The organism is Kocuria sp., assembly GCF_030536815.1.
GTDB lineage: Bacteria > Actinomycetota > Actinomycetes > Actinomycetales > Micrococcaceae > Kocuria > Kocuria gwangalliensis.
Window position 1 is genome coordinate 1 of sequence record NZ_JAUNPE010000027.1, and the last position, 23,252, is coordinate 23,252.

Annotated in this window: 18 protein-coding genes; 6 read left to right on the top strand and 12 right to left on the bottom strand. The window is 63.3% G+C overall.

Annotation, left to right across the window (positions count from 1 at the left end; translation table 11 throughout):
• From Q4E95_RS04475 to wecB, 4 genes are all read right to left on the bottom strand, one after another.
• Window positions 1-1,521 (bottom strand): hypothetical protein (locus Q4E95_RS04475; RefSeq protein WP_303382163.1); only part of this gene is annotated, 1,521 nt, incomplete at its 3' end.
• A gap of 305 nt (window positions 1,522-1,826) precedes the next feature.
• Entirely contained in the window at window positions 1,827-3,812 is a 1,986-nt protein-coding gene (locus tag Q4E95_RS04480) for a hypothetical protein (RefSeq protein WP_303382164.1), read from the bottom strand.
• A 77-nt stretch (window positions 3,813-3,889) separates the two neighbouring features.
• Window positions 3,890-5,236 (bottom strand): UDP-glucose/GDP-mannose dehydrogenase family protein, encoded by a 1,347-nt coding sequence (locus Q4E95_RS04485; protein WP_303382165.1) that lies wholly within the window; start codon window positions 5,234-5,236, stop codon window positions 3,890-3,892.
• Window positions 5,237-5,273: 37 nt separating this feature from the next.
• Window positions 5,274-6,422, bottom strand: a complete 1,149-nt coding sequence (gene wecB / locus Q4E95_RS04490; protein WP_303382166.1) for a non-hydrolyzing UDP-N-acetylglucosamine 2-epimerase — start codon at window positions 6,420-6,422, stop codon at window positions 5,274-5,276.
• Window positions 6,423-6,790: 368 nt separating this feature from the next.
• Between wecB and Q4E95_RS04495 the strand changes: the two genes are divergently transcribed.
• Window positions 6,791-7,519, top strand: coding sequence for a hypothetical protein (locus Q4E95_RS04495; protein WP_303382167.1), 729 nt, complete (start codon window positions 6,791-6,793; stop codon window positions 7,517-7,519).
• A 9-nt stretch (window positions 7,520-7,528) separates the two neighbouring features.
• Here the strand turns inward: Q4E95_RS04495 and Q4E95_RS04500 are convergent, their stop codons facing one another.
• The 4 genes from Q4E95_RS04500 to glgC form a co-directional block, all read right to left on the bottom strand.
• Entirely contained in the window at window positions 7,529-9,223 is a 1,695-nt protein-coding gene (locus Q4E95_RS04500) for an AarF/ABC1/UbiB kinase family protein (protein WP_303382168.1), read from the bottom strand.
• A gap of 17 nt (window positions 9,224-9,240) precedes the next feature.
• Window positions 9,241-10,410, bottom strand: a complete 1,170-nt coding sequence (locus Q4E95_RS04505; RefSeq protein WP_303382169.1) for a hypothetical protein — start codon at window positions 10,408-10,410, stop codon at window positions 9,241-9,243.
• A gap of 92 nt (window positions 10,411-10,502) precedes the next feature.
• Complete coding sequence (pepN, locus tag Q4E95_RS04510; RefSeq protein WP_303382170.1) at window positions 10,503-13,148, bottom strand: aminopeptidase N; 2,646 nt, start codon at window positions 13,146-13,148, stop codon at window positions 10,503-10,505.
• A gap of 426 nt (window positions 13,149-13,574) precedes the next feature.
• A complete protein-coding gene (gene glgC / locus Q4E95_RS04515) occupies window positions 13,575-14,819 on the bottom strand; it encodes a glucose-1-phosphate adenylyltransferase (RefSeq protein WP_303382171.1) in 1,245 nt (414 codons plus the stop codon).
• 223 nt (window positions 14,820-15,042) lie between these two features.
• Between glgC and glgA the strand changes: the two genes are divergently transcribed.
• Entirely contained in the window at window positions 15,043-16,236 is a 1,194-nt protein-coding gene (gene glgA, locus Q4E95_RS04520) for a glycogen synthase (protein WP_303382172.1), read from the top strand.
• Here glgA and Q4E95_RS04525 read toward each other — a convergent pair.
• Entirely contained in the window at window positions 16,218-16,703 is a 486-nt protein-coding gene (locus tag Q4E95_RS04525) for a MarR family winged helix-turn-helix transcriptional regulator (protein ID WP_303382173.1), read from the bottom strand. The two genes, glgA and Q4E95_RS04525, sit on opposite strands and share 19 nt — an antisense overlap.
• Before the next feature lie 86 nt (window positions 16,704-16,789).
• Here Q4E95_RS04525 and Q4E95_RS04530 point away from each other — a divergent pair, with 86 nt between their 5' ends.
• Window positions 16,790-17,260, top strand: a complete 471-nt coding sequence (locus Q4E95_RS04530; protein WP_303382174.1) for a general stress protein — start codon at window positions 16,790-16,792, stop codon at window positions 17,258-17,260.
• Between the two features lie 99 nt (window positions 17,261-17,359).
• Here the strand turns inward: Q4E95_RS04530 and Q4E95_RS04535 are convergent, their stop codons facing one another.
• Window positions 17,360-17,911, bottom strand: coding sequence for a DUF2231 domain-containing protein (locus Q4E95_RS04535; protein WP_303382175.1), 552 nt, complete (start codon window positions 17,909-17,911; stop codon window positions 17,360-17,362).
• Window positions 17,912-18,235: 324 nt separating this feature from the next.
• Here Q4E95_RS04535 and Q4E95_RS04540 point away from each other — a divergent pair, with 324 nt between their 5' ends.
• The gene (locus Q4E95_RS04540; protein ID WP_303382176.1) at window positions 18,236-18,598 is read left to right on the top strand and encodes a YciI family protein; all 363 of its coding nucleotides are present in this window, start codon (window positions 18,236-18,238) and stop codon (window positions 18,596-18,598) included.
• A 7-nt stretch (window positions 18,599-18,605) separates the two neighbouring features.
• Here Q4E95_RS04540 and Q4E95_RS04545 read toward each other — a convergent pair whose 3' ends face one another.
• Window positions 18,606-20,978: an excinuclease ABC subunit UvrA gene (locus tag Q4E95_RS04545; RefSeq protein WP_303382177.1), complete on the bottom strand. Its 2,373-nt coding sequence runs from the start codon at window positions 20,976-20,978 to the stop codon at window positions 18,606-18,608.
• A 283-nt stretch (window positions 20,979-21,261) separates the two neighbouring features.
• Between Q4E95_RS04545 and Q4E95_RS04550 the strand changes: the two genes are divergently transcribed.
• Complete coding sequence (locus tag Q4E95_RS04550) at window positions 21,262-21,633, top strand: DUF3054 domain-containing protein (RefSeq protein WP_303382178.1); 372 nt, start codon at window positions 21,262-21,264, stop codon at window positions 21,631-21,633.
• A 30-nt stretch (window positions 21,634-21,663) separates the two neighbouring features.
• Window positions 21,664-21,942, top strand: coding sequence for an Lrp/AsnC family transcriptional regulator (locus Q4E95_RS04555; RefSeq protein ID WP_303382179.1), 279 nt, complete (start codon window positions 21,664-21,666; stop codon window positions 21,940-21,942).
• 93 nt (window positions 21,943-22,035) lie between these two features.
• On the opposite strand, the gene trpD is transcribed toward Q4E95_RS04555, so the two are convergent.
• The gene (gene trpD, locus Q4E95_RS04560) at window positions 22,036-23,064 is read right to left on the bottom strand and encodes an anthranilate phosphoribosyltransferase (protein WP_303382180.1); all 1,029 of its coding nucleotides are present in this window, start codon (window positions 23,062-23,064) and stop codon (window positions 22,036-22,038) included.
• Window positions 23,065-23,252: the final 188 nt, after the last annotated feature.

The following is a 23,252-nucleotide window of genomic DNA, read 5'->3' on the forward strand; positions in this document are numbered from 1 at the left end:
AGTGATCGCTCGTCGCAGCATCGCGGGGAAATCCCCCGGCTGTTCGTAGACGTATGTGGACGGACAGAGACTGACCGATCCCATGGGCGCCGTGACGGTGCGCAACCCCACCGCGAGGTATTCGTATATTTTGTTCGGATCCACGGCGTAGGTCAGCGGTGTGGGTTGGAAGGGAATGATGCCCACGAGCCAACGTCGACTAATGTCGATGAACTCATCGTGCGTTCGAGGACCAAGGTGGGTGATGTTCTCTGGGAGGTTCAGATTCTTGGGCATGCCGTGTCCGATGATCTCAAACTGCAGATCCGGGTTCGTCACGGCGCACGAGATCAGCAGGTCCCAATCAAACCAGGAATCCGTGAGATGCCCCATGTATCCGATGATCCGGTGGTCCATACGTCGTGCGATGGCTTCCCGGTTCCGCAAAAAGGCGCCCTTCGCGATCAGCTCTGGGGGAGCAGCGTTTTGAATTACCACCGGCGCCACGGTGCCACGAGAGATGATTCGCATCTTCTCGGCCAGTCGTGGGCTCACCGTCACGATGCTGCCCACCCGTTGCACCACCTGCCGTTCGAGTTCCGGTTCGAACCACTTGGAGTAGCCCACCCGGTTGAATTCCTCCATCTCATCCCGGACCTCGTACATCGTCGCCCATCCTGAAGCTTTCAAAAGGTCAATCGTCGTGAGGGCCCCGATGTCCGGGAAAGAACTGCAGATGAAGAGGTTGTGGGTTCCCTGACGTGTGCGGAGCACATCGTTGACCTGGTCGAGTTCTGTACGGCTGAACTGGACAATCCCCGTTTCCGTCACCCGTTGTTCGTTCTTGATGCTGCTGAACGGGAAGAAGATTACGTCAATCCCGAGCTGCCGGTACTCCTGCGCGAGTCGATTGGGGCGCAGTGAAAGAGTGGGATGCCCGACCGGTGGAGCGGTGGTGTAGAGGACGATGAGGCTGGACTCGGCTGGCAGATCGCGCAACCACTCCATGGTGCGCTCAAAGATGTCCTCGTCTGGCTCACCCTGGACCTCGCTAACGCGGAGGGAATCGAGGACAGTGGTGACATTGCGAGGTTTCCACTGCCGACCGGTAAACCTTACGGCGGACGCATCGGTGGGCACGTCAACCTCAACATTGGTCGTTGAGATTTCAGTGCTCGATGGGGTGGTGAGGTAGAAATAGTTACCGAGTTCGGGGTTGATGGGCAGGTCGACAGACGGATCCAGCGGTTCTCCGTCGGAGGTCTGGAATTCGAGTTGAGCCAGGGCTGAATTCGCTAGACCCTGGGTAGAAATGGTCTCGATCTCGATCCGTACGCGGGAGCCCGACACAACGGGGACGACTTCCTGCCACGCATCTAGACCCACGCCGTAGTGCGTGACCGGCGAACCGACGGACAGTGTTCCTGTGCCCTGGACGCGCAGCAGCAGCGAAACCGTTCTGGTGTCAACAGGAATTTCGAACCGCACGGCTGGGTTGCCGTTATCTGACCAGAACTTGTGGGCTTCGTGAGTATCACCCACATAGCAGATCACACACAGACGCAGTCGTACATTACTTGGATGAACGGCTGAGGGAACCGTCACGTGGACCGTTCGGCCCGGTTGAGGCGTGAACGAGGTTCGTGCGGGAGCCGTACCGAATCTAGAGTCCTCACGTAGGAATCCGAGGTAGCCGTGAGTCTCTGTAACCGACTCAACGCGGCACTCGTCATCCTCCTCGTTCGGCAGAACGAAGATGGTGGGGGACAAGCTGTGCCAATTCATGCGGGACCTCGGGGTGGGGGGATGCGATCTGTCCCCATGTTAGGTCACGTCACCGGAGATATTCATGATCCTTGCAACTCGGAATGCCCTGGCGCATCCGTCGAGGTCACGGGCTCCGATTTCTCGATCGCTCCTGGCATGTCGTAGCGCGCGATGTCCTGGATCGACGCACGGGTGGCGTTCTCCCACGAAAGGATGTTTTGTCTGTCGCGCAGCGCTCTAACCACGACCGACACCTGAGTGTCAGGCCGGCACCCGTCCACCGAGACATGGACCGGTCGCCTGACCAGGGCACCGTCCCACCAAGCGGTGACGTCGCCATTCACCTGGATCTCGTATCGAAAGTTGTTACCGCCCCGTTGGTTGCTGTAGGGGGCATCAACTGTGAAAGACACTGAGGATGGGTCGGGTTTACTCGGGACCAGCACTTTTCGATGCGTGGTGGTGCCCGACAAAAAGTGCTCCCGGGGGATCATGATGATGGTGTCGGCCCGTGTTGCCCTGGTCTCCGTTCCGTCCTGATGAGTGATGAAAAGGGTGGATCCCAGGCGGTGTGCGTTGCTGATCGTTGGGATGGCGGTGCGCGAATCGTCCCGATGCTGCTCGTACAAATTTTTTCTGTCGTTCTTGCCCAAAAAATTCAGAACGGGGTGGGTGTCATTGATCAGTTCAGAAAACAGGTGTCCTTCCTGTCTCGAGACCGGCGGGTAGGAGAGGCTGATCTCGTAGAGTGCACGCACATTAATCGGCAGAAGCGTCTCGAACGCGATGTCGGTTTCGTTGAAGACCTCTGCTAGCCACCGGCCGCTCCGGACCTCCCAGTAGTAAAGATCCAGAAGATGATAGTCGTGCAGGCCGCAGTCGAATTGCCATTGCACCAGTCCCTCTTCAAAACGGCGCACATGCTCCTCTTCGGGGAGCCCAGATGATCTACTTCGAGTCTCCGCCCCGTACAGACGTTGGAGTGCGTCTACAGTGTTGTTGTCCGCACGCACCCCCCAATGGGCCCGCCCGATTTCAAACCCGTTGGCACGAAGATGAATCGGATTGCGGTGTCCAAAATGCTGGTAGTAGAAGGGCAACAACCATTGCCCGTGAGTGTGGGGGGTGTTCCGGGAGACGACCGGTAGGAGGTCTTCCAAGACGCGAGGGTTCTGCTCGGATGCACGGAAATACTGATGGCGCAAGGTCACAAGTGACTTCAGCTGGTCCACGATCGTCTTGTCCATCGCCAGTGCCTTGCCCCACCGACTCTGGTCGCCTTCTGCAGAGGTATAGGTGAAGAACTCTATTTCGTCCGCGTAATCCAGAAGCAGCGAGAGGGCCGTCCGGCTGTCTGCCCCGCCTGTGACCGACATGATGAGGTCATCGTGTTGGGCGCGGAGATTATCGATTTGCGTTGACCAGATCGCCCGGAACTCTTCCCGCCGGGCAGCATCGGACCAGCTTTCGTAGCGGTTACATGCACGAGGGAAAAATCGCTCGATCTGCCACCGCGGAACCTGCAATTCGTGGTTGGGCAACAATGGTCTGATCCCGATGAAGCGGGTATCGTCCCACGTCGCGAGACTGGCGCGCTGTCCTTGTACATCAGTCTTTCGCGCATGTGGGTGCACCTCGTTCAGGAGGGCGAGGTGCGAAGCGACGAGTTCAGCCGAGTCCGACCAGTAGACAGATCGGGTTCCTGAGGCATCGTTGTAGATGGTCAGTGATTCCCTCGTCCCCCGAAGCACCAGATGTCGTCCACCCATGTGGTTCAGACCGTCGTAGAAGGACTCATGATCCTGCCGCAACCGCTCGAGCAGGTATCTCGCCGGGGGAGTGTGGGGATCCCGCGGGTCGGCATTCAAGCATAGTCCGTGGACCAGTACCCAGTCACCAGTTTGCGCGTCGTGCTCGATATTTGGGGCGTCGTCGCTTGGGTGCGAGAAGAACCAACCCTCAACTGGCAGTTCAGTGGTCGTCCAGGAGACCGGGATTCCATCGGCCTGGCCTGGCTGTGAGCGTCCGAGAACGAATCCCCGGGGGAAGGGCGCCGGGTAAGTCACGTGACAGGTCCTTTCTTGCCAGGAACGAGTCCGGCGGGGGGATGACGTTAGGAGTGGGGGCTACGTCCTGGAAATCGTCATCCCCGCCGACCCGATGCGAGGTATTTCCACCCGGCATCCTGCCACGTGGCAGGGTCCAACACGTTACGGCCGTCCACCATGGTGCGCTCACGTACCAGGGGCGCCAGCTGCTCGGGGGTGAGCTCGCGGAACTCCTTCCATTCGGTCAGCAGCAGCACCATTTCGGCGCGGGCCACGGCCTGCTCGATGCTGCCCACGTAGTCCAAGCGGGGGTAGCGCTTGGCGGCGTTTGCGTTGGCCTGAGGATCGTAGACGTGAACCTCGGCGCCCATGGAGTGCAGGCGGGCGGCGATGTCCAGGGCGGGGGAGTCGCGGACGTCATCGGATTCGGGCTTGAACGCGGCGCCGAGCACGGCAATGTCTCGGCCGTGCACGGAGCCACCCAGCTGCTGAACGGCCAGCTGCACGGTGTGCTCGCGGCGTCGCAGGTTGATGTCGTCCACCTCCGCCAGGAACCGGACGGACTGGTCCACGCCCAGCTCGGCGGCCCGGGCACGCAGCGCGCGGATGTCCTTGGGAAGGCAACCGCCACCAAAGCCCACGCCGGCGTTGAGGAACTTCCGCCCAATGCGCTCGTCCAGGCCAATGGCGTCCGCCAGGGTGCGGATGTCGCCCCCCACGGTCTCGGTGATCTCGGACAGCGCGTTGATGAAGCTGATCTTGGTGGCCAGGAAACTGTTGGCGGCCACCTTGACCAGCTCAGCGGTCTGGTAGTCGGTAACGATCAAGGGAATCTCCGCGGCCAGCTGGGAGGCGTAAACCTCACGGAGCACCTTTTCGGCGGCGAGCGCTTCCTCCGTGTACTGGCCGTTGGCATCGGTTTCCAGGCCCAGCACCATGCGATCCGGGGTCAGCGTGTCGTCCACCGCGTGGCCCTCGCGCAGGAACTCGGGGTTCCACACCAGGGTGACCCGAACGCCGTCGGCGGCATTTTCGCGGGCGAGCTCTTGCAGGCGAGCGGCGGAACCGACCGGCACGGTGGATTTGCCCACAATGATGCAGTCGCGGTCCGCCGCGCGAGCAATCTGGGTGACCGCCGCATCCACGTAGCGCATGTCCGCCGCGTGGCTCTCGGCCTTCTGCGGGGTGCCCACGCCAACAAAGTGGACGTCACCGAACGGGACGGCCTCGCCATAGGACGTGGTGAAACGCAGCTTGCCCGTGCCGATGTGCTTGTTCAGCAGCTCCGGGAGGCCGGGCTCATGAAACGGCACTTGACCGGATGCCAGGGCATCGATCTTGGCCTGATCCACGTCCAGACCGATTACTTCATGGCCCAGCTCCGCCATGGACACCGCGTGAGTTGCACCCAGGTACCCCGTACCGATGACCGTCAATTTCATGCATGCCCTCTTTCGACGAGACGTACCGATGGACTGGTTAGACCTGGGAATCGAAATCCGGGATCCGCTCGCCCACACCGAACATCTGAGCGATCGCGGCCACCGTGCGAGCGCCGGCCTTGCCGTCACCGTAGGGGTTCACGGCGTTGGCCATGGCGTCATAGATGGCCTGGTTGTTGAGCAGGCTGTCGACCTCTTCCACAATGCGTTCCTCGTCCGTGCCGATCAGTTTGACGGTACCGGCGGTGACGGCCTCGGGGCGTTCGGTGTTCTCACGCATCACCAGAACGGGCTTACCCAGGGACGGGGCTTCCTCCTGGACTCCACCGGAGTCGGTGAGCACCAGGTGGGCCACGGAGAGCATGCGGGTGAACTCGCCGTAGGCCATGGGCTCGGTGACCACCACGTTGGGCAGGTTCTCGATGGCGGGCAGCACTGCCTCACGCACGGCAGGGTTGCGGTGGACCGGAAGCACAATGGTCAGGTCGGGCTCGGCCGCGGCAATGCGTGCCAGTGCGCGTCCGACGCCGCGCATGGCCTCACCCTGATTCTCACGGCGGTGGGTGGTCACCAACAGCACGCGCTTGCCGGACTGGGCGATTTCCTCGAGCTGGGGATCCGAGAACGGCAGCTGCTTCTCCACGGTGTGCAGCAGGGCATCGATCACGGTGTTGCCGGAGACCACGATGTCCTCGGGAGTGATGGCCTCACGCAGCAGGTTGTCCCGGGAGGTGGAGGTGGGCGCCAGGTGCAGCGAGGCGATCTGGGAGGTCAGCTTGCGGTTGGCTTCCTCCGGGAAGGGGGAGAAGAGGTCGAAGGAGCGCAGGCCGGCCTCGGCGTGGATGACCGGGATTCCGCGGTAAAAAGCGGCAATCGCGCCGGCGGTCGAGGTGGTGGTGTCACCCTGGACCACCACGGCGTCCGGGGCGTTTTCCGCAAAAATCTTGTCCAGGCCGTCCACGGTGCGGGTCAGCACGCCGTTGAGGGTCTGGCGGGGCTGGATGATGTTGAGATCGTGATCGGGAGTGATCTCGAAAATTTCGTTGACCTGATCCAGCATTTCGCGGTGTTGGCCGGTCACGGTCACCACACAGTTGAACAAGGGGCTTTCCTGAAGTGCTTTCACAATGGGGGCCATCTTGATGGCCTCAGGACGAGTGCCGTAGATCGGCATGATCGTGTGCATGAATATTCCTCTTCCAGGCGCAAACGCGATCTCGGCGGCTCGCCGGGGGAACTGGCCCTAGGGGGTGGACCACAGCAGCACCGCTGTAGGTACGCGAGATTCGTTGTCAGTCTAGGATAAATACTCTTGTCGCGCCGGATATGGGACTCATGGCGCGCATGTACCCCACCACCCGCCGAGTTCATGTAATCTACTTGAGAATCCATGGAACATCTCATTTGCTGAAGACAAGGAGGTCTTAGGCGATGAGATCTGGGGTGCTAAGGATTCAAAAAGTGGGCCGGCACAATCCATGGTCGGTTCAATTGGGGAGCTCATCCAGCTGCGGGCGCAGCGCTTAGGAGAATTCAGAAAGCAGCGAAAATAGCGTGCCTCTCAAAAAAAACGGCTGGCGTAGGCCCGCCGCCGTTCAACATTCCACCCTCCTCACCTGTTACAACGATCGAGGACAACAGCTGCTCATTCCCGGCTCCGTTCTCAGTGTGGCATTCACGGGGTTCCAGCACATGTCCCGGGGAATTTTCGGCTCCGGACCGGAACCGTTCGACCTCGACCTGCTCGACGTGACGTTCATGCAGGTTGGTCCGTCGTCCTTCGACTTCCGGTTCGATATTCGCCGCCCGGATCTGGGGACCATGGCCAGGTTGGGCGCTTCGGGCGCGCTCCGGGAGGCTTACCCGATGTTGGCGCGGGCCATGACCATTATCGGCGCGATCGGCGAGGCGACCATGCTCATCGCCGCGCATCCCGGATGCGAGCTGCGGAGGATAGAAACCCACTACGGCCCGGATATTGAAATCCTGGTCGACGGTAAGCCTCGATTCGTTTTTCCCGCCAAGTTCTTGGACCTGGTGCGGGACCCTGCCATTCAGGCCGCCTGGCGCGCGGGGCTCAGCCCCTTGAACAACCCCAACTTCGCGTACGTGACCGCGCGGGGGGAGATTCACAAGGTTCAGGGCCTGGCCAACCAGGTCATGATCTGTAACGAGCATCTTCGCGACTTCATCACCGGACGTCCGCTCGAGCCCGTGTCCTTCGACCCCACCGTCCCTGGAAAGAGTCAGGCCGAGGAAGAGTGGGGCAAGCCCCGTGATTAGGTTGTGGAATCAGGACAGGCCGCGGGGCCGTTTGCCCCGGATGGTGCGCACAATTTTGCGTGCGCGGTCCACGTTGGAGGACACGGCCAAGTAGCCGCCCAGCACACCCACCGTGGACATGCCACCCACGATCATGGGCGTGTGGTACTTCTTCCAGCGCTCCGGATCCGAGGCCAGGATGTGCGCGGTGCCGTTGATGGACGCGGCGATGATGCCCCCGGCCACCACGTGGTGGCCGATCTTGGCGCCGCTCTTCATGACCGGCTCCAACTCGTCGGTGCGCAGGTGCACGTCAAAGCCGCCTCGTTCGAGTACCACGATGAGTCGGCGCACGTACTCGGGGATGTCCACGCTCATTTGCATGGCATCCTCCACGGAACTGCGCAGCCGCGCTAACAACGCATCCGGTGACAGCCGGTGCAGGATGAAACGCTCCGCGTAGGGCTGCAGCACGGACACCAGGTCGAAGTGCGGGTCCAGGCCGGTGCCCATGGACTCCGCGGTGACCAGCATGCGCAGCAGCAGCGCGGACTGTCGGGGCAGTTGCAGCTTGTGATAGCGCAACACGTGCACCAGGTCGCCCATGAGCTCACCCACCCGGACTTCTTCCAGCGGTTTGTTGGCGTAGCGGCGCATCATCACGGCCACGTCCCGCTCGAGGTCCCGCTTGGAGACATCGTGCTCACCGGTGGCGGTCAGCCCCAGCAGACCCGTGGTAGCACGGCGGGCATTGCTCTGCACCACGCCCAACATCAAGGTGATCAAGTGATCACGGAACTCCTCACTGAGGTGCCCAACCATGCCGAAGTCGATGATGGCGATGCGCCCGTCCGGCTCCACGAACAGGTTGCCCGGGTGCGGGTCAGCATGGAAGAAGCCGTCTTCGAACACCATCTTGCAAATGGCGTCCGTGGCCTCCCGCGCCAAGAGGTGGCGATCCACGCCGGCGTCCTCCAGGGCCGGGTAGTTGTTGATCTTGACGCCGAACATCCGCTCCATGGTCAGCACTCGGGAGGAGGTGGCCTCCCAGTAGATCTCCGGGATGTGGATGCGGGGGTGGCCGGTGAAGTTCTCCGCCATCCGCTGGGCGTAGCGGGCCTCCTGGAGGTAATCCAGTTCCCCGCGCAGGGAGTCGTTGAACTCGTGGACCAGCCCTTCCAGGTCGTAGTCGCGAGCGGCGGCCCAGTAGCGTGAGGCCAGCTTGGCCAGATCGCTCATGATTTCCAGGTCGCGGTTGACCTCGTCCATCACGCCGGGGCGGCGGACCTTCACAATGACCTCGCGGCCGCGGTAGGTCGCGGCGTGTGCCTGACCGATGGAGCCGGTGGCAAGGGGTGTCGGGTCGATATGGGCCAGGATTTCTTCCGCCTGAGAATCCGGTTCGGCCTCGATCAGCGCCCTGATCTGGTCCACGGGCACCGGAGGGGTGTTGTCCTGGAGCTTGTGCAGTTCAGCCTCGTAGCCCGGTGGCAGCAGATCCGGGCGCGTGGACACCAACTGACCCAGCTTGATGAACGTGGGTCCGAGTTCTTCCAACGCCATGCGCAGGTGTTCGGGCTGGGAATGGAAGCTTCGGGTCTTGAACAGGCGGGCGCGAGCCAACGGGGCGCGCCACTCGGGCTTGATACCGCCCACTGCAAAACCAAAACCATGCCTCGAGAGCACCTCGATGATCTGAATGAACCGTTCGCGGCGAGAAATCATGGAGAGGTAACTGTCCCTTACAAGGTCCGGTTGAGGTAGAAAGCCATGAACCCGGTGGCCACGGCCACAATGATGAACAGGGTGGTGGCCAGCGGTTCGAACGGGATCAGGATCACGGCGCCCACCACCAGCAGCACGGTCAGCAGCGTCAGGGCCAGGACGGTGGACTTGGCGCCCCTGGGGGCGTTCCCGCGTCCCTCGGCCGGTGGTTTGTCGCCAATGGCCAGGTGATCGGCGGCAACCCGCGAGCTGCCCGCGGCGGGGCGCGACGCGGCGGCGTCGGCGGGCCCGTTGGGATGGGCGGCGGTGTAGCCCTTGCGCCATTTCTTGGAATTGCGGCCGCGGTCGGTCTCGACCGGGATGTAGGCCGGGGGCACCTCGTAGGAATCGGCCTCCGCCACGAGCTCGGGAACGTCGTTGGGCAGTTCCTCGTACCACTGCGCAGGGACTTCCGTGGCGCGGGCCGCCTGCAACGTCATGGACACCTCGAATGCGGAGCCACGAATGGTGCCCCACGCGGCGGTGAGCAGGTTGTGGTCGAAGACGTGATTGATGATGGGAATGAACTGCTGCGACATCTGCGTGGACAACCGGCCCACCTGCTTGCGTTCGTAAAGCACGTCCACGGTGTCCACGGTCATCCCGTGGGAGTTACGGACCTTGTTCGTCTCCAGGGTGACAATCACGCGGCCCTCACCGCCGGCGGGCACGATCGAGTGCAGGTACTCGGCGAAGTCCTGCTCGTCCAGCACCTTGATCGATGATCCCTGGGGCAACACGGCGGCCTGGATGGGCGCGGTGTTGATGGGGAACAGCAGGTCCGGGGGAGCAATCGAGATCACCGCACTCGCGTCCACTTCGGCCAGGCCGTCATTGCGTTCCAGTCGGGCGTCCAGTTTCAGCGGCACCACCGGGATGTACCCGGAGGCCACCACGCGCGCAATTTGATCCCAGTAGCGTTGGGCGTCCTGGGCGGGCAGGTGCGCCACCTTGTTCTCACCGATCCGCACCGAAATGGTGCGCGGGTCGAAGGGATGGTCCGGTTCCGGTACCAGCGCAGCCAGTCCCGTCCACGTCTGCGAACGACCAAGCGACAACCCTCCGAACACTCGCATGATCTCGGTGTCGTAGAAGTTCTCGGTGACAACGTCCAAGGACCCTCGGTCGTTGAGCGCGTAATCGGTCATGGTCTCCCTCGCTGTAGCGGCAGCGCCTAACGCTCCCACCTTCTCACGGAATGCTTTCGTTTCACCGGCAACACTTGGGTCCCGGTGAGTGCCTATTGGTTCTGGTCAGCAAGCACTGCGGCCTGCACCGTCACGGCCCGGCGCGCGTCATCCAGTAGTTCCGTCATGATACGTCGCAGCGCCCCGGGCGCCGTGGTGTTCTGGTCCAACCAGGTGCGCGTGGCCACCACCGTGGGGTTCTCCTCCGCCGACGACGCCGCTTGCGCATCCAGGCCCCGCGGGTACAGTCCGCGGATCATCCGGGTGGCGATCTCCATGGAATGCTCGTTCCACCAGGGAGTAATACCGTCGAAGTACGCGTTCTGGTAGGTGCTCACCAGCTCGGGGGTGGCCAGTTGGAAACCGGACATTGTGGCGGAGAGCTCGTCGTTGGACAGCGCCCCGGACGTGATGGCCGTCCAGGCGTCCGCCTTGGCGTCCTCGGTGGGGATCGCCGCAAGGGCACGTGCATAGCCCAGGCGGCCCTCGCGGGTGGGATCGGCGGCGTGGGCTCGGTCCAACTGCGAGCGCGTGGCGTGGCTCGTGGCGGTTTGGGCGCCCCACAGGGCCCAGGTGAGCTGGGAGCCCAGGTCCAGGCCGGGCAGTGTGCGCTCACCACTGAGCAGTTTCGCAATGATCTGTGCGTGGGAGCCGTCCCTGGTGGCCACGCGCGCGAAGGCGCGGATGAGCACGAGCTGGGCGTCCGAACCCGCTGCCGCGTGGGTCACCGCGGTGTGCAGGCGGTCGAGGAGCTCGGTGCGCAGGGGTGGCCGCAGTCGGGGCGGAACAAAACTTTCCAGGGCCTCCAGCGCACGGTCCAGAACGGTGGTGAGAATGCTGCTGTGCTGTTCCCCTAAACCGCGATGGGCCACCAGGTGAACGTACGCGCGGGGATCGTAGCGGGCATCGCGGACAGCGGCCCACACCTGGGAGTGGGCCAGGGCCCGGGCCAAGGGATCGGCCAGGAGGTGAACGGCGTCGGCGAGTGCGGCCAGGCCGTCCGCACCGGGGGAGGCCAGGCAGTAGGTGAGGTCGCGGTCATTGGCCAGGATCACCGGGGCTGTGTCCCCCAGGAGCTCGGGCAGGTCGGTGGCCGGTTGCTGCGGGTCCACGCGCACGTCGGTGCTGCGCTGGAGGATCAGCTGGGCGGAGTCGCCGGGGTTGTCAGGGGCGCTGGAATCGGCAGAGGCGTCGGGGGCGTAGGTGGCCACCGCCACCACGTGCGGGCGGGGCGCGTCCGAGGTCTGGGTCAGCGTGGCTGCCGTAATGGCGCCGCTGTCATCACGTTCCACGGCGGTTTCCAGGCGGGGGACACCGGTGGTGAGCAACCAGGCATTGGCCCAGGAGTGGACATCGGCGTCACAGGCCTCGTCGAGTACGGTGAGGAAATCGTCCAGGCTCGTGTTGCCATAGGCGAAGCGGCGGAAGTAGGCGCGGCACGCGTCGATGAACGCCTCCTCGCCCACGAACGCGACCAGCTGCTTCAGCACGGACGCGCCCTTGGCGTAGGTGATGCCGTCAAAATTCTGCCGGGCCGCCTCCAGGTCCACGATGTCCGCAACGATCGGGTGTGTGGTGGGCAGCTGATCCTGGCGGTAGGCCCATTCCTTGCGGCCCAGCGCAAAGGCGACCCAGGCGTCGTCGTACTCGGTGGCCCGCACGGACGCGTACGCGCCCATGAATTCCGCAAAAGATTCCTTGAGCCACAGGTCATCCCACCACGTCATGGTCACCAGATCCCCGAACCACATGTGGGACATCTCGTGCAGCATGGTGTTCGCCCGCCCGGCCAGCTGGGTGCGCGTGGCCCCGGACGGGAACAGGTAATCCTCGGTGAGCGTCACCAGGCCGGGATTCTCCATGGCACCCAGGTTGTACTCCGGGACGAACGCCTGCTCGTACTTGCCGAACGGGTAGTCAAAGGCGAAGAGCTCCGTGAAGAAATCCAGGCCCTGCTTGGTCACGGCAAACAGTTCAGCCGAATCCAGGTGCTCCGCGAGCGCTCGCCGGCAGTACAGGGCCAGGGGAACGGATTGGGTCTCGCCCTGCACGTCCACGCCCTGCCACTCGTCCGTGACCCGGGTGTAAGGGCCGGCCAGGATGGTGGTGATGTAGGTGGAGATCGGCTCGGTGGGGGCGAACTCGTGAGACACCGCGCCGGGAACGTCGCCGGTGCCGGCGGGCTCACTGGTGAGGTGTTCACCGTTGGAGGCGGCGATCCATTCCGGCGGGGTGATGAGCGTGAGCGCGAACGAGGCCTTGAGGTCGGGTTGCTCGAACACCGGGAACACCCGGCGGCAATCGGCCGGTTCGTACTGGGTGTAGATGTAAACGTTGCCGTCCTGGGGATCCACGTAACGGTGCAGACCCTCCCCGGAGCGGGAGTAGAGCGCCCGGCCCACCACGGTGAGTTCGTTGGCGCCCTCCAACTCCGGCAGGCGGATCCGGGAACCCTCGACCACGTCGTCCACGTCCAACTCATCCCCGTTGAGTTCGACCAGGGAGATCGAGTCGTGGATGAAGTCGATGAAGGTCTCCGCGCCGTCCTCCGCGGTGAAGCGCACCGTCACCTGGGAGCCGAAGGTTTTCTGTTGGGGGTCCTCGGCCCCGGACAGATCCACCGTGACGTCATAGGAGGCCACCCTGATTTGCTCGGCACGGGTTGTTGCTTCGGCTCGGGTCAGGGAACTTTGCACCATATGCATCATTCTAGGCAGCCCCACCTGGGCGATGGCCAGTCGTGTCAGGGGCCGATGTGGATGTGACTGCGCTGGTCACCGCGGTTTCGGGGTGAATGGTGCCGCTGATCGACGGTATGACCATCCGATGACCCGGCTGGAAGCTCCATCGACGGTACGACCCGAAGTTCGGCAAATCCCGGCTCCAATGTCGATCAAATTGCGAGGCGGTTATGGGGCGGGTCCTACCGTCGATCAGAAAACGAAGAAGTGCGCAGCTCACGGACTAGGGACCAGAAACCGCGCACCCCCGACCGGAAGCCTGCACCCCCGTTAGTCCAGGACCCGCGGTGGGAACCCAGAACCACATCGGCACTGGCCACAGGTGTAACGTCACGTGCCCGGGCCGTTTCCGGCCCGGGCACGTGGCTGAGGTGCGAGCCGGTGTCAGCTGTCGAACTTGAAATTCTTGGGCGCCACGGTCAAACCGGAATCGGTGACGGTGAAGCCCCGGGCCAGGTCCTCGTCCTTGTTCACACCAATGGTGGCTCCCGGGGGGATCACCATGTTCTTGTCGATGATGGCCCGGTGCACCTGCGCACCGGCGCCCACGCGGACGTTTTGCATGATCACGGACTCGGTCACGCGGGCATCGTGTTCCACGACCACCTTGGGGGAGAGCACCGAGGACTCCACGCGGCCACCGGTGATCAGCACACCCGGGGACACAATGGAATCCAGTGCCACACCCGGCTGCCCATTGGGACCGCGCACGGTCTTGGCCGGCGGGGCCATGATCTGGTGGGTGTACAGCGGCCACGAGTAGTTGTACAGGTTGAACACCGGCAGCGGACGGATCAGGTCCATGTGGGAGTCGTAGTAGGAGTCCAAGGTCCCCACATCGCGCCAGTACTGGCGGTCGCGGTCCGTGGAGCCCGGCACGTTGTTGTTGGTGAAGTCGTAGACCGCTGCCTCTCCGCGATCCGAGAAGTACGGCATGATGTCACCGCCCATGTCGTGCTTGGTGCCCTCTTGCTGCTCGTCATAGCGCAGCGCCTCGACCAGGGCATCACGGTCGAACACGTAATTGCCCATGGACGCCAAGAACGCGTTGGGATCATCGGGCAGGGGAGCGGTGGACTCAGGCTTCTCCACGAACCGGCTGATCTTGGAGACGTCATTGGGGTCCGTCTCGATCACACCGAACGAGGTCACCATGTCCATGCTCTGGCGCACACCGGCCACCGTGGCCTTGGCCCCGGAATTGATGTGGAATTCCACCATGTCCGAGAAGTCCATGCGGTACACGTGGTCCGCGCCGACCACCACCACGATGTCCGGGTCCGCGTCATCAATGAGGTTCATGGACTGGAAGATCGCGTTGGCCGACCCCAGGAACCAGTCCTTCCCGCGGCGCTGCTGCGCCGGCACCGAAGCCACATAGTTGCCCAACTGGGTGGACAAACGCCACGTCTCCGAGAGGTGACGGTCCAGGGAATGTGACTTGTACTGCGTGAGCACCACGATCTGCAGGTACCCCGAATTAACCAGGTTGGACAGCGCAAAGTCGATCAAACGGTAACCACCACCGAAGGGAACCGCGGGCTTGGCCCGGTCCTCCGTGAGCGGCATCAAACGCTTGCCCTCGCCGCCGGCCAGCACAATGGCCAAAACCTTCTTCTTGCGTGACATATGTAGCTCTCACTTCCCGTTCGAGTCATAGCCGTTGGGCGGAAACGCGCCATCCCCCACGACCGGCCTTCATCGCTATTGTGACCCACTTCCTGCATCTGACCATCGTGTCGCCGCAAACTTTGCATAAGTTTCCTGACAAGTACCGCGCCACCCAGGTCACCTGCGCGTGGTGCTCGCCGTAACCCTGTGGTGAGCGGTGCATGTGGTCTAGGCTCACAGTGTGCGAGTAGACATTTTGAGCAAAGAGTTCCCGCCCGAGATCTACGGGGGAGCGGGGGTGCACGTGGCCGAGCTCTCCCGAGTCCTCGCGCCACTGGTGGACCTGAACGTTCGGTGCTTCGGCGCCCCGCGTGATCCCGACTTCCACGGAGCAACCGTCAAGGCCTATCCGGTGCCGGAGGAGTTGTCCTCCGCCAACGCCGCGGTCCAGACCCTGGGCGTGGACCTGGGAATGGTGGGTGACGTGTCCGGTGCGGATCTCGTGCACTCCCACACCTGGTACGCCAACATGGGCGGGCACCTGTCCTCCCTGATGTACGACATTCCCCACGTGCTCTCCGCCCACTCCCTGGAGCCGTTGCGCCCGTGGAAGGCCGAACAGCTCGGTGGCGGCTACCGCGTGTCCTCCTTCGCCGAGAAGACCGCCTACGAGGCGGCCGCCGCCATAATTGCCGTGTCCGACGGCATGCGCGAGGACATCCTGCGCTCCTACCCCAATGTGGACCCCGCCCGCGTGCGCACCGTGCACAACGGCATCGACGTCTCCCAGTGGGATCACGACCCCAACACCGATGTCCTGGCGGAATACGGCATCGACCCCGAGCGACCCTCCGTGGTGTTCGTCGGCCGCGTAACCCGCCAGAAGGGCGTGCCCTACCTGTTACGCGCGGCCCTGCAACTGCCGCCCGAGGTCCAACTCGTCCTGTGCGCCGGCGCGGCGGACACCCCCGCGCTCGCCGCCGAGGTCAATGGACTCATTGACGAGCTCACGGCCCAGCGCACCGGCGTGGTTCTCATCGACAAGATGCTCCCGCGCCGCGAGATCATCCAGATCCTGTCCCACGCCACCGCATTCGCGTGCCCGTCCGTGTACGAACCCCTGGGCATTGTGAACCTCGAGGCCATGGCCTGCGGCTCCGCCGTGGTGGCCTCCGCCACCGGTGGCATCCCCGAGGTGGTCGTGGACGGTGAAACCGGCCGACTCGTTCCCATTGAGCAGGTCACCGATGGCACCGGCACCCCGCTGGACCCCCAGAAGTTCGTGGACGACTTTGCCGCGGCCCTGATCGACGTGGTGTCCGACCCCGAGCGCGCACGCCAGATGGGCATGGCCGGTCGCAAGCGTGCCCAGGAACACTTCGCCTGGGAAACCATTGCCGAGCGGACCCTGGAGGTCTACCGCTCCGTGCTGTGATCCTCCGGCCTGGCGGACAAGTGCTTTTCGAGACTGTCCACCAGGTGAGCCAGTGATTCACTCAACTGCCGACGTTCTCGCTCGGTCCAGTCGCCCAACATACTGTCGAAAGCCGCGCAGGCCGCTGCGCGGCTTTCTTCATGCAGCCGCTGACCGGAGGCCGTGACGGACACCACGATGGCGCGCCGATCCTGCGGGTCCGGGGCCCGCTGGACCAGGCCCAGTTTCTCGAGCTTGCCGACCTGGGCGGTCATGGTGGACCGGTCTACGGATTGCCACGTGGCCAGCTCGGACATGCGCGCCGGCCCGAACTCGCTGACCCGGTCCACGAGCCACAAGTCCGTGGGGGAGAGCTTGGCGTTCCGGCTGCCGAGTTCCTGCCGTATCCGGGACCGGCTGGTGAGTCGGCCCAACGCCGACATGGTCCGGGCCATCACCGTCACCGTGTCCGTTGTCTCACCGCTCATGTCATCACCCTGCTTGTTACCAAAGAAAGTAGTTGGTACAGTAAAACTATAACAGTTTGGAGAGTCCAACACTTTCAGGAGGATGAATGTCCGAGCCCATCCAGGCCCCGCAGATCAGCACCGATGCGAAGTACGAGACGATTGCCCGCTTCCCCGACTACGCCGAGGCCCAGGCAGTAGTGGACCAGCTCTCCGACAAGGAGTTCGACGTCTCCACCATCAAGATCGTGGGGGAGGGCCTGCGCTCGGAGGAATTCGTCACCGGCCGCATGACCAAGGGCCGCGCGGCCCTGGCCGGCCTGGGCTCAGGCGCGTGGTTCGGGCTGTTCATCGGCATCCTGTTCGGCCTGTTCGCACCGGGCTTCGGGCTGCTGTCCATCATCTTGTGGTCCGTGGTCATCGGTGCCATCTGGGGTGCGATCTTCGGCTTTGTCGCTCACCTGGCCACCGGCGGTAAGCGCGACTTCAAGTCCCTGAAGACCATGGCCGCCGAGACCTACCTGGTTCAGGTCCAGGCCTCCCGCGCCCATGAGGCCATGAGCGTGCTCGGCCGCTGATCCATCAGCTCCACGCCTAGACATCACGACGCCGGGTGGTCACCTCACAAAGGTGACCACCCGGCGTCGGCGTTCGGACAAGGCTTGTTCTGAGAGTGGTTACGAGACCGACCTCAACGCGGGGCTTGTGTCCTCCACGTTGGCCCCCAGGGCGTAGGTGAGATGCCCACCCAGGAAACCACCGACCGACATCACACCCATGCCCGTCAGCCCCAGCAGCTTGCCCATTGTGGAGCGTCCCGTGAGACGAGCAGCTAGGGAGCCTGCGTACACCAGCACGGTCACATCCATAATCGCCGCGTGGACGAATCCCACTCGGGAAGACTCACCCGTGGTTTTCTGCCAATCATGCAGACCGGTTACGGCCGTGGGGACCGCGCTGAGTACCCCCACGCCCACGAGAATTGTCGAGGCGTCCTCCAATTCCTCGCCACCCAGGACATCCAGCAGCGCGGACATGCTCCACGCGCCAATCGGAATATCGGTCATCAAGGGGTGCAGCGGATGACCCATGAACTCTCCACTGAGTACCTCTTTGACCACCGGCTTTTGTGTCAAGGGGCCAACATTCTTCTTGGCGAAGCCGATGACGGAGTCCAACGACCTGGCGTGTTCGATCCGCTCGGTGAGCTGCTGCAATGCCTTGATCACGGGTTGCCTCCTGGGCGGTTCTCACTCGACACCGCGGGGCCGGGTCGCTACGAGCGCGCGGTATTTTGGGTCACTTGATCGGCCGTGAACTTACTCTAAGCCTGCTGAGGGGTAATCGGTGGACACCGCGCTGACCAATCGTGCGGGGGCGTGGCTCCTCCCGGTTTACTTTACATAATGTACATTATCGGACAACTGTAGAATGGGCGGGCTCGGGGTGTTGCGCCTCTGTATACGTGCGCCGCGCTCGGTGGTTGAATCTGGGGTGAAGGTACTCGTCCTCACGCGCCGTGCGTGCGCATCAGACCCTCGAAAGGTTTACCCGTGGCCCAGTACATGATCTCCGTCTTTCACACACCCGGCGCCCAAGATGCCGGCACCGCGTACCAGGACGACGCCGCTCAGCAGTCGGCTTTCGCGGCGGTCGCCGAGTTCAATGCGGCCATCCAGGCTGCCGGCCAGTTCGTGTTCGCGGGCGGGCTCATGCCGCCCGAAGCCGGTCACACCGTGGACGCCACCGGTACGACACCGAACATTCAGTCCGGGCCGTTTTCCGTGGCGGCCGCATCCCTGGGTGGTTTTTGGATCGTTGAGGCGCTCGACGAGAAGCTCGCACTTGACCTGGCGACTCGCGCGTCTGCGGCGTGTGGTCAGAAGGTGGAATTGCGTCCCCTGCAGGCGGTCTGAATCAAGTTCAGGCGCCCACGTACTCCGCGAGGTACTGGCCCGTGAGCGTCGATTTCCCAGCCACGAGATCCGCGGGAGTGCCCTCGAAAACGATCCGTCCGCCGTCGTGACCGGCACCGGGACCCAGGTCGATGATCCAATCCGCGTGCGCCATGACGGCTTGGTGGTGTTCAACGACAATGACGGATTTTCCGGAGTCGACCAGACGGTCCAGCATGCTCAGGAGGCGTTCGACGTCGGCCAGGTGAAGACCCGTGGTGGGCTCGTCCAGGATGTAGATGCCACCCTTCTCCCCCATGCGCGTGGCCAATTTGAGGCGCTGGCGTTCACCTCCCGACAGCGTGGTGAGCGGCTGGCCCACCTTGACGTAACCGAGCCCCACATCGGCAAGGCGCTCGAGGATTTTGAGCGCGGCGGGTGTGCGGGCGTCGCCGTCGGCGAAGTAGTTCAGTGCCTCGACCACGGACATCGAGAAAACATCGCTGATGTTCTGACCGTCCACCTCGAACTCGAGCACGGCCGGCTGGAATCGTTTACCCTCACAGTCGTCACACGTGGAGGTGACACCCTCCATCATGCCCAGGTCCGTGTAAATCACACCGGCGCCCTTACACGTGGGGCATGCGCCCTCCGAATTCGGGCTGAACAGGGCCGGCTTTTCCCCGTTGACCTTGGCGAACGTCTTTCGCACGGAATCAAGCAGACCCGTGTACGTCGCGGGATTACTGCGGCGGGAGCCACGGATCGCACTCTGGTCGATGGACACGATGTCCTGGTTGTCCGGAAGCGAACCGTGAACCAGTGAACTCTTGCCCGAGCCGGCCACTCCCGTGATGACCGTGAGCACGCCCAGTGGAATGTCCACATTCACGTTGTCCAGGTTGTGTGAGCTGGCTCCACGGATCTCCAGCCGGCCCGTGGGCGTGCGCAGTGGTTCCTTGAGCGCGATCTGGTCATCGAAATGGCGCCCGGTATTGGTGTCACTCCCCCGCAGCTCATGCACGGTTCCCTCGAAGCAAATGGTGCCGCCGTCCGTGCCTGCGCCGGGTCCGAGATCCACCACATGGTCGGCAATCGCAATGGTTTCCGGCTTGTGCTCGACCACCAGCACGGTATTGCCTTTGTCGCGCAGCTCCAACAAGAGCTCGTTCATGTGCCGGATGTCGTGCGGATGCAGGCCAATGGTGGGTTCGTCGAACACATAGGTGACATCGGTCAGCGGCGAGCCCAGGTGCCGGATCATCTTGGCGCGCTGCGACTCACCGCCGGACAGCGTGCTGGCCGGGCGATCCAGGGACAGGTAGCCCAGGCCGATCCGCACGAAAGAGTCGAGCGTATCCGTCAGACCGTCCAGCAGGGGCTTCACGGACGGGTAATCCAGGCTACGGACCCACTGGGCAAGGTCGGTGATCTGCATGGCGCACGCATCGGCGATGCTCACGCCGTCGATCGTGGCGGTGCGGGCACCCTCCGCCAGCCGGGTGCCGTGGCACTGCGGGCAAGCCTGGAACGTGACGGCGCGGTCCACGAACTCGCGCACGTGGGACTGCATGGCCTCGCGGTCCTTGGTGAGCATGGATTTCTGGATCCGCGGGATGAGGCCCTCAAAGGTCATGTTGATGCCCTCGACCTTGACCCGCACGGGCTCCATGTACAAGAAGTCCAGGAGCTGCTGGTCCGTGAACTCCTTGATAGGTGTGTCCCCCGGGAAGAACTCGAGGCCGCCGTACAAGCGGACGTTCCAACCGCCCTTGTTGTAGCCGGGCACGGTGATGGCCCCGTCCTTGATGGACAGATTTTCGTCGTAGAGCTCGGTGAGATCGAGATCCGAGACCTTACCCATGCCCTCGCAGCGCGGGCACATGCCTCCGGTGATGGAGAAAGTCTTCCTCTCCTTCTTCCGGCTGCCGCGTTCCACAGTGATCGCGCCGGCACCGCTCACGGACGGAATATTGAAGGCAAAGGCCTTGGGGCCACCGATGTGCGGCTCGGCCAAACGCGAGAACACAATGCGAAGCAACGCATTGACGTCCGTGGCGGTCCCCACCGTGGAGCGCGGGTTCGCACCCATGGGTTCTTGGTCCACCATGATGGCGGTGGTGATGCCCTCCAGCATGTCGACCTCGGGTCGACCAACCGTGGGCATCATGCCCTGCAGGAACGCACTGTAGGTTTCGTTGATCAGCCGCTGCGACTCCGCGGCCACGGTACCGAAGACCAAGGAGCTCTTCCCCGACCCGGAGACGCCCGTGAACACGGTGAGTCGGCGTTTGGGGATGTCCAGACTCACGTCCCGGAGGTTGTTCTCGCGGGCGCCCCGCACCCGAATCAGATCGTGACTGTCGGCCGCATGCTCGCGGTCCGCATCGGTTGTGCTCACCGTGTCTCCAAGGGTTGAGGAGGTGCCGTTTCCATGACGACGGCGCACGGCAGCTTACCGCGCACATGCCTCGTGAAGACACCCCCGGTGGACCTGGCCAGCACCGGCGGCGCGCAGACGGCTCCCCCCATTTAATGTTTCGGAGTATGGTTTAATCTTTTATCTGAACTTTCAGCTGAATGTTTAATCTACAAGCGGGCCTAGACTGGGTTGTATGTCCCATCCTGTGTCTTCGTCCGTTTCCCCGTCCCCCGCGTCAACCGGCAGGACCTTGCCGCAGCATGTGGCTGCCTCCCCTACTCGGTGGCCCTGGTATCTGATCGCGGATCTCGTTCTGGTGGCCATCTTCGCGGCGCTCGGGCGTAGTGCCCACGAGCAAAGCCCCTGGGGCGCCCTGGAGACGGCCTGGCCATTCCTGGTGGGTGTTCTCGTTGGATGGGTCGTGGTCCGGGCGCGCCGCAGGCCCGCCGCTCTCTTTCCCACCGGAGTGGTCATTTGGTTGTCCACGGAGATCGTAGGCATGCTCCTGCGCATGCTCACGGGCCAGGGCACAGCGTTGGCCTTCGTGCTCGTGAGCTTGGCAGTTCTGGGTCTGTTCCTGCTGGGCTATCGCCTGATCAGCCGACTGATCAGCCGGGCCCGCCTGAATCGTTAGGCTGATGACAGACGTCGAGAAAGGATTCACATGCTCACTGCAATTGTGTTGATCAAGACCACCGCGGACCGCATCCCGGAGGTAGCCCATGACATCTCCAACATCAAGGGCATCACCGAGGTCTACTCCGTGACCGGTGACTGGGACCTGATCGCCATGGTGCGGGTGCGCGAACACGAGCGACTGGCAGACGTCATCGCAGACCAGATGTCCAAGGTGAAGGGTGTGGTCTCGACCAACACGAACATCGCCTTCCGCGCCTACAGTGAGCATGATCTGGACGCCGCTTTTTCACTGGGCATCGACTAACCGACACCGTCCGCGGCCACGACCACGACCAACGCCGCTCCCCGGGACGAACCCGGGCGAGCGGCGTCGTCGTTGGTGGATCAAGCGTCGAGACTAGGCCGACGCCGCGTACCGCACCCAGCGATCCAGCACGTCCTGGGCCGCACCGGAGTCGATTGACTGGGCCGCGCGTGCAATAGCGGTGCCGAAACGATCCTGGAACTGCCCGTGGGCGCTCTCGTCCACGGCCATCAGACCGGCGGCGGAGTTCAGCAACACCGCATTACGAATGTGGCCGCGAGAACCGCCGAGGATGTCGCGCACGACCCCCGCGTTGTATTGGGCGTCCTGACCCCGGAGATCCTCAATAGTTGCTCGCGGCATGTCGAAATCCAGCGGTTCAAGCGAGTGCTGCGTGATCTGGCCGTCACGAACTTCCCACACGTCCGACGGCGCCGTGACGGTCAATTCGTCCAAGCCGTCCCCGCCACGGAAAACCAGCGCGCGATCGCCGCGATTCTGGAAGACACCGGCCATCAGGGGTGCGAGGGCGGCATCGGCCACGCCGATCGCGGATGCCTTGACCTTGGCCGGGTTGGTGATCGGCCCCAGGAAATTGAACGCGGTGGCCACCCCGAGTGCCTTGCGCGCGATCGCGGCGAAACGCATGGAGGGGTGGAACGTCTGCGCAAAAAGGAATGTGATGCCCACGTCCGATGCCGCCTTCTCCACCTTGTCCACGGGCATGTCCAGGTGCACTCCCAGGGCCTCGAGAACGTCGGCGGACCCCGATTTCGACGACGAAGCCCTGTTACCGTGCTTCACGACGCGCACCCCGGCGCCGGCGCAGACCAGCGCCGACATGGTGGAGATGTTGACGCTCGACAACCGGTCTCCCCCGGTACCCACGATGTCCAGTGCGGGCGCGGGGACATTCACGGCGCGCGCGTGCTCGACCATTGCGTCCGCGAGACCGTTGAGTTCATCGACCGTCTCACCCTTGGTGCGCAAGGCCATGAGGAACCCCGCGATGACTGCATCAGACACTTCACCGTTCATGATGGTGTCCATGGCCCAGTAGGACTCGCGCCAGGTGAGATCCTGACCACGCGACAGTGAGGTCAGGAGGTTCGGCCAGTGCATGCTTGATGGGGAGCCAGTTGAGGTAGTCACAATTCGACTCTACCGCCAGTTTCTCGGTGCGCACGAAGCCGGGGATCGGCCCCGATTCCCCGTCCACAACTGGGCGGGCGCCAAAATACGGCGCAAGGGAAGCACTTGGTTCACGACACGACACCGCCGGAAGGGCTCGGTGGTTGGTTCAGGAAGAG

Excerpts from the sequence above, each read along its gene's own strand:
- Q4E95_RS04485 (WP_303382165.1), bottom strand. The coding sequence starts at position 5,236 with ATGAAATTGACGGTCATCGGTACGGGGTACCTGGGTGCAACTCACGCG.
- wecB (WP_303382166.1), bottom strand. The coding sequence starts at position 6,422 with ATGCACACGATCATGCCGATCTACGGCACTCGTCCTGAGGCCATCAAG.
- Q4E95_RS04500 (WP_303382168.1), bottom strand. The coding sequence starts at position 9,223 with ATGATTTCTCGCCGCGAACGGTTCATTCAGATCATCGAGGTGCTCTCG.
- Q4E95_RS04505 (WP_303382169.1), bottom strand. The coding sequence starts at position 10,410 with ATGACCGATTACGCGCTCAACGACCGAGGGTCCTTGGACGTTGTCACC.
- pepN (WP_303382170.1), bottom strand. The coding sequence starts at position 13,148 with ATGGTGCAAAGTTCCCTGACCCGAGCCGAAGCAACAACCCGTGCCGAG.
- glgC (WP_303382171.1), bottom strand. The coding sequence starts at position 14,819 with ATGTCACGCAAGAAGAAGGTTTTGGCCATTGTGCTGGCCGGCGGCGAG.
- Q4E95_RS04525 (WP_303382173.1), bottom strand. The coding sequence starts at position 16,703 with ATGAGCGGTGAGACAACGGACACGGTGACGGTGATGGCCCGGACCATG.
- Q4E95_RS04530 (WP_303382174.1), top strand. The coding sequence starts at position 16,790 with ATGTCCGAGCCCATCCAGGCCCCGCAGATCAGCACCGATGCGAAGTAC.
- Q4E95_RS04555 (WP_303382179.1), top strand. The coding sequence starts at position 21,664 with ATGCTCACTGCAATTGTGTTGATCAAGACCACCGCGGACCGCATCCCG.
- trpD (WP_303382180.1), bottom strand. The coding sequence starts at position 23,064 with ATGCACTGGCCGAACCTCCTGACCTCACTGTCGCGTGGTCAGGATCTC.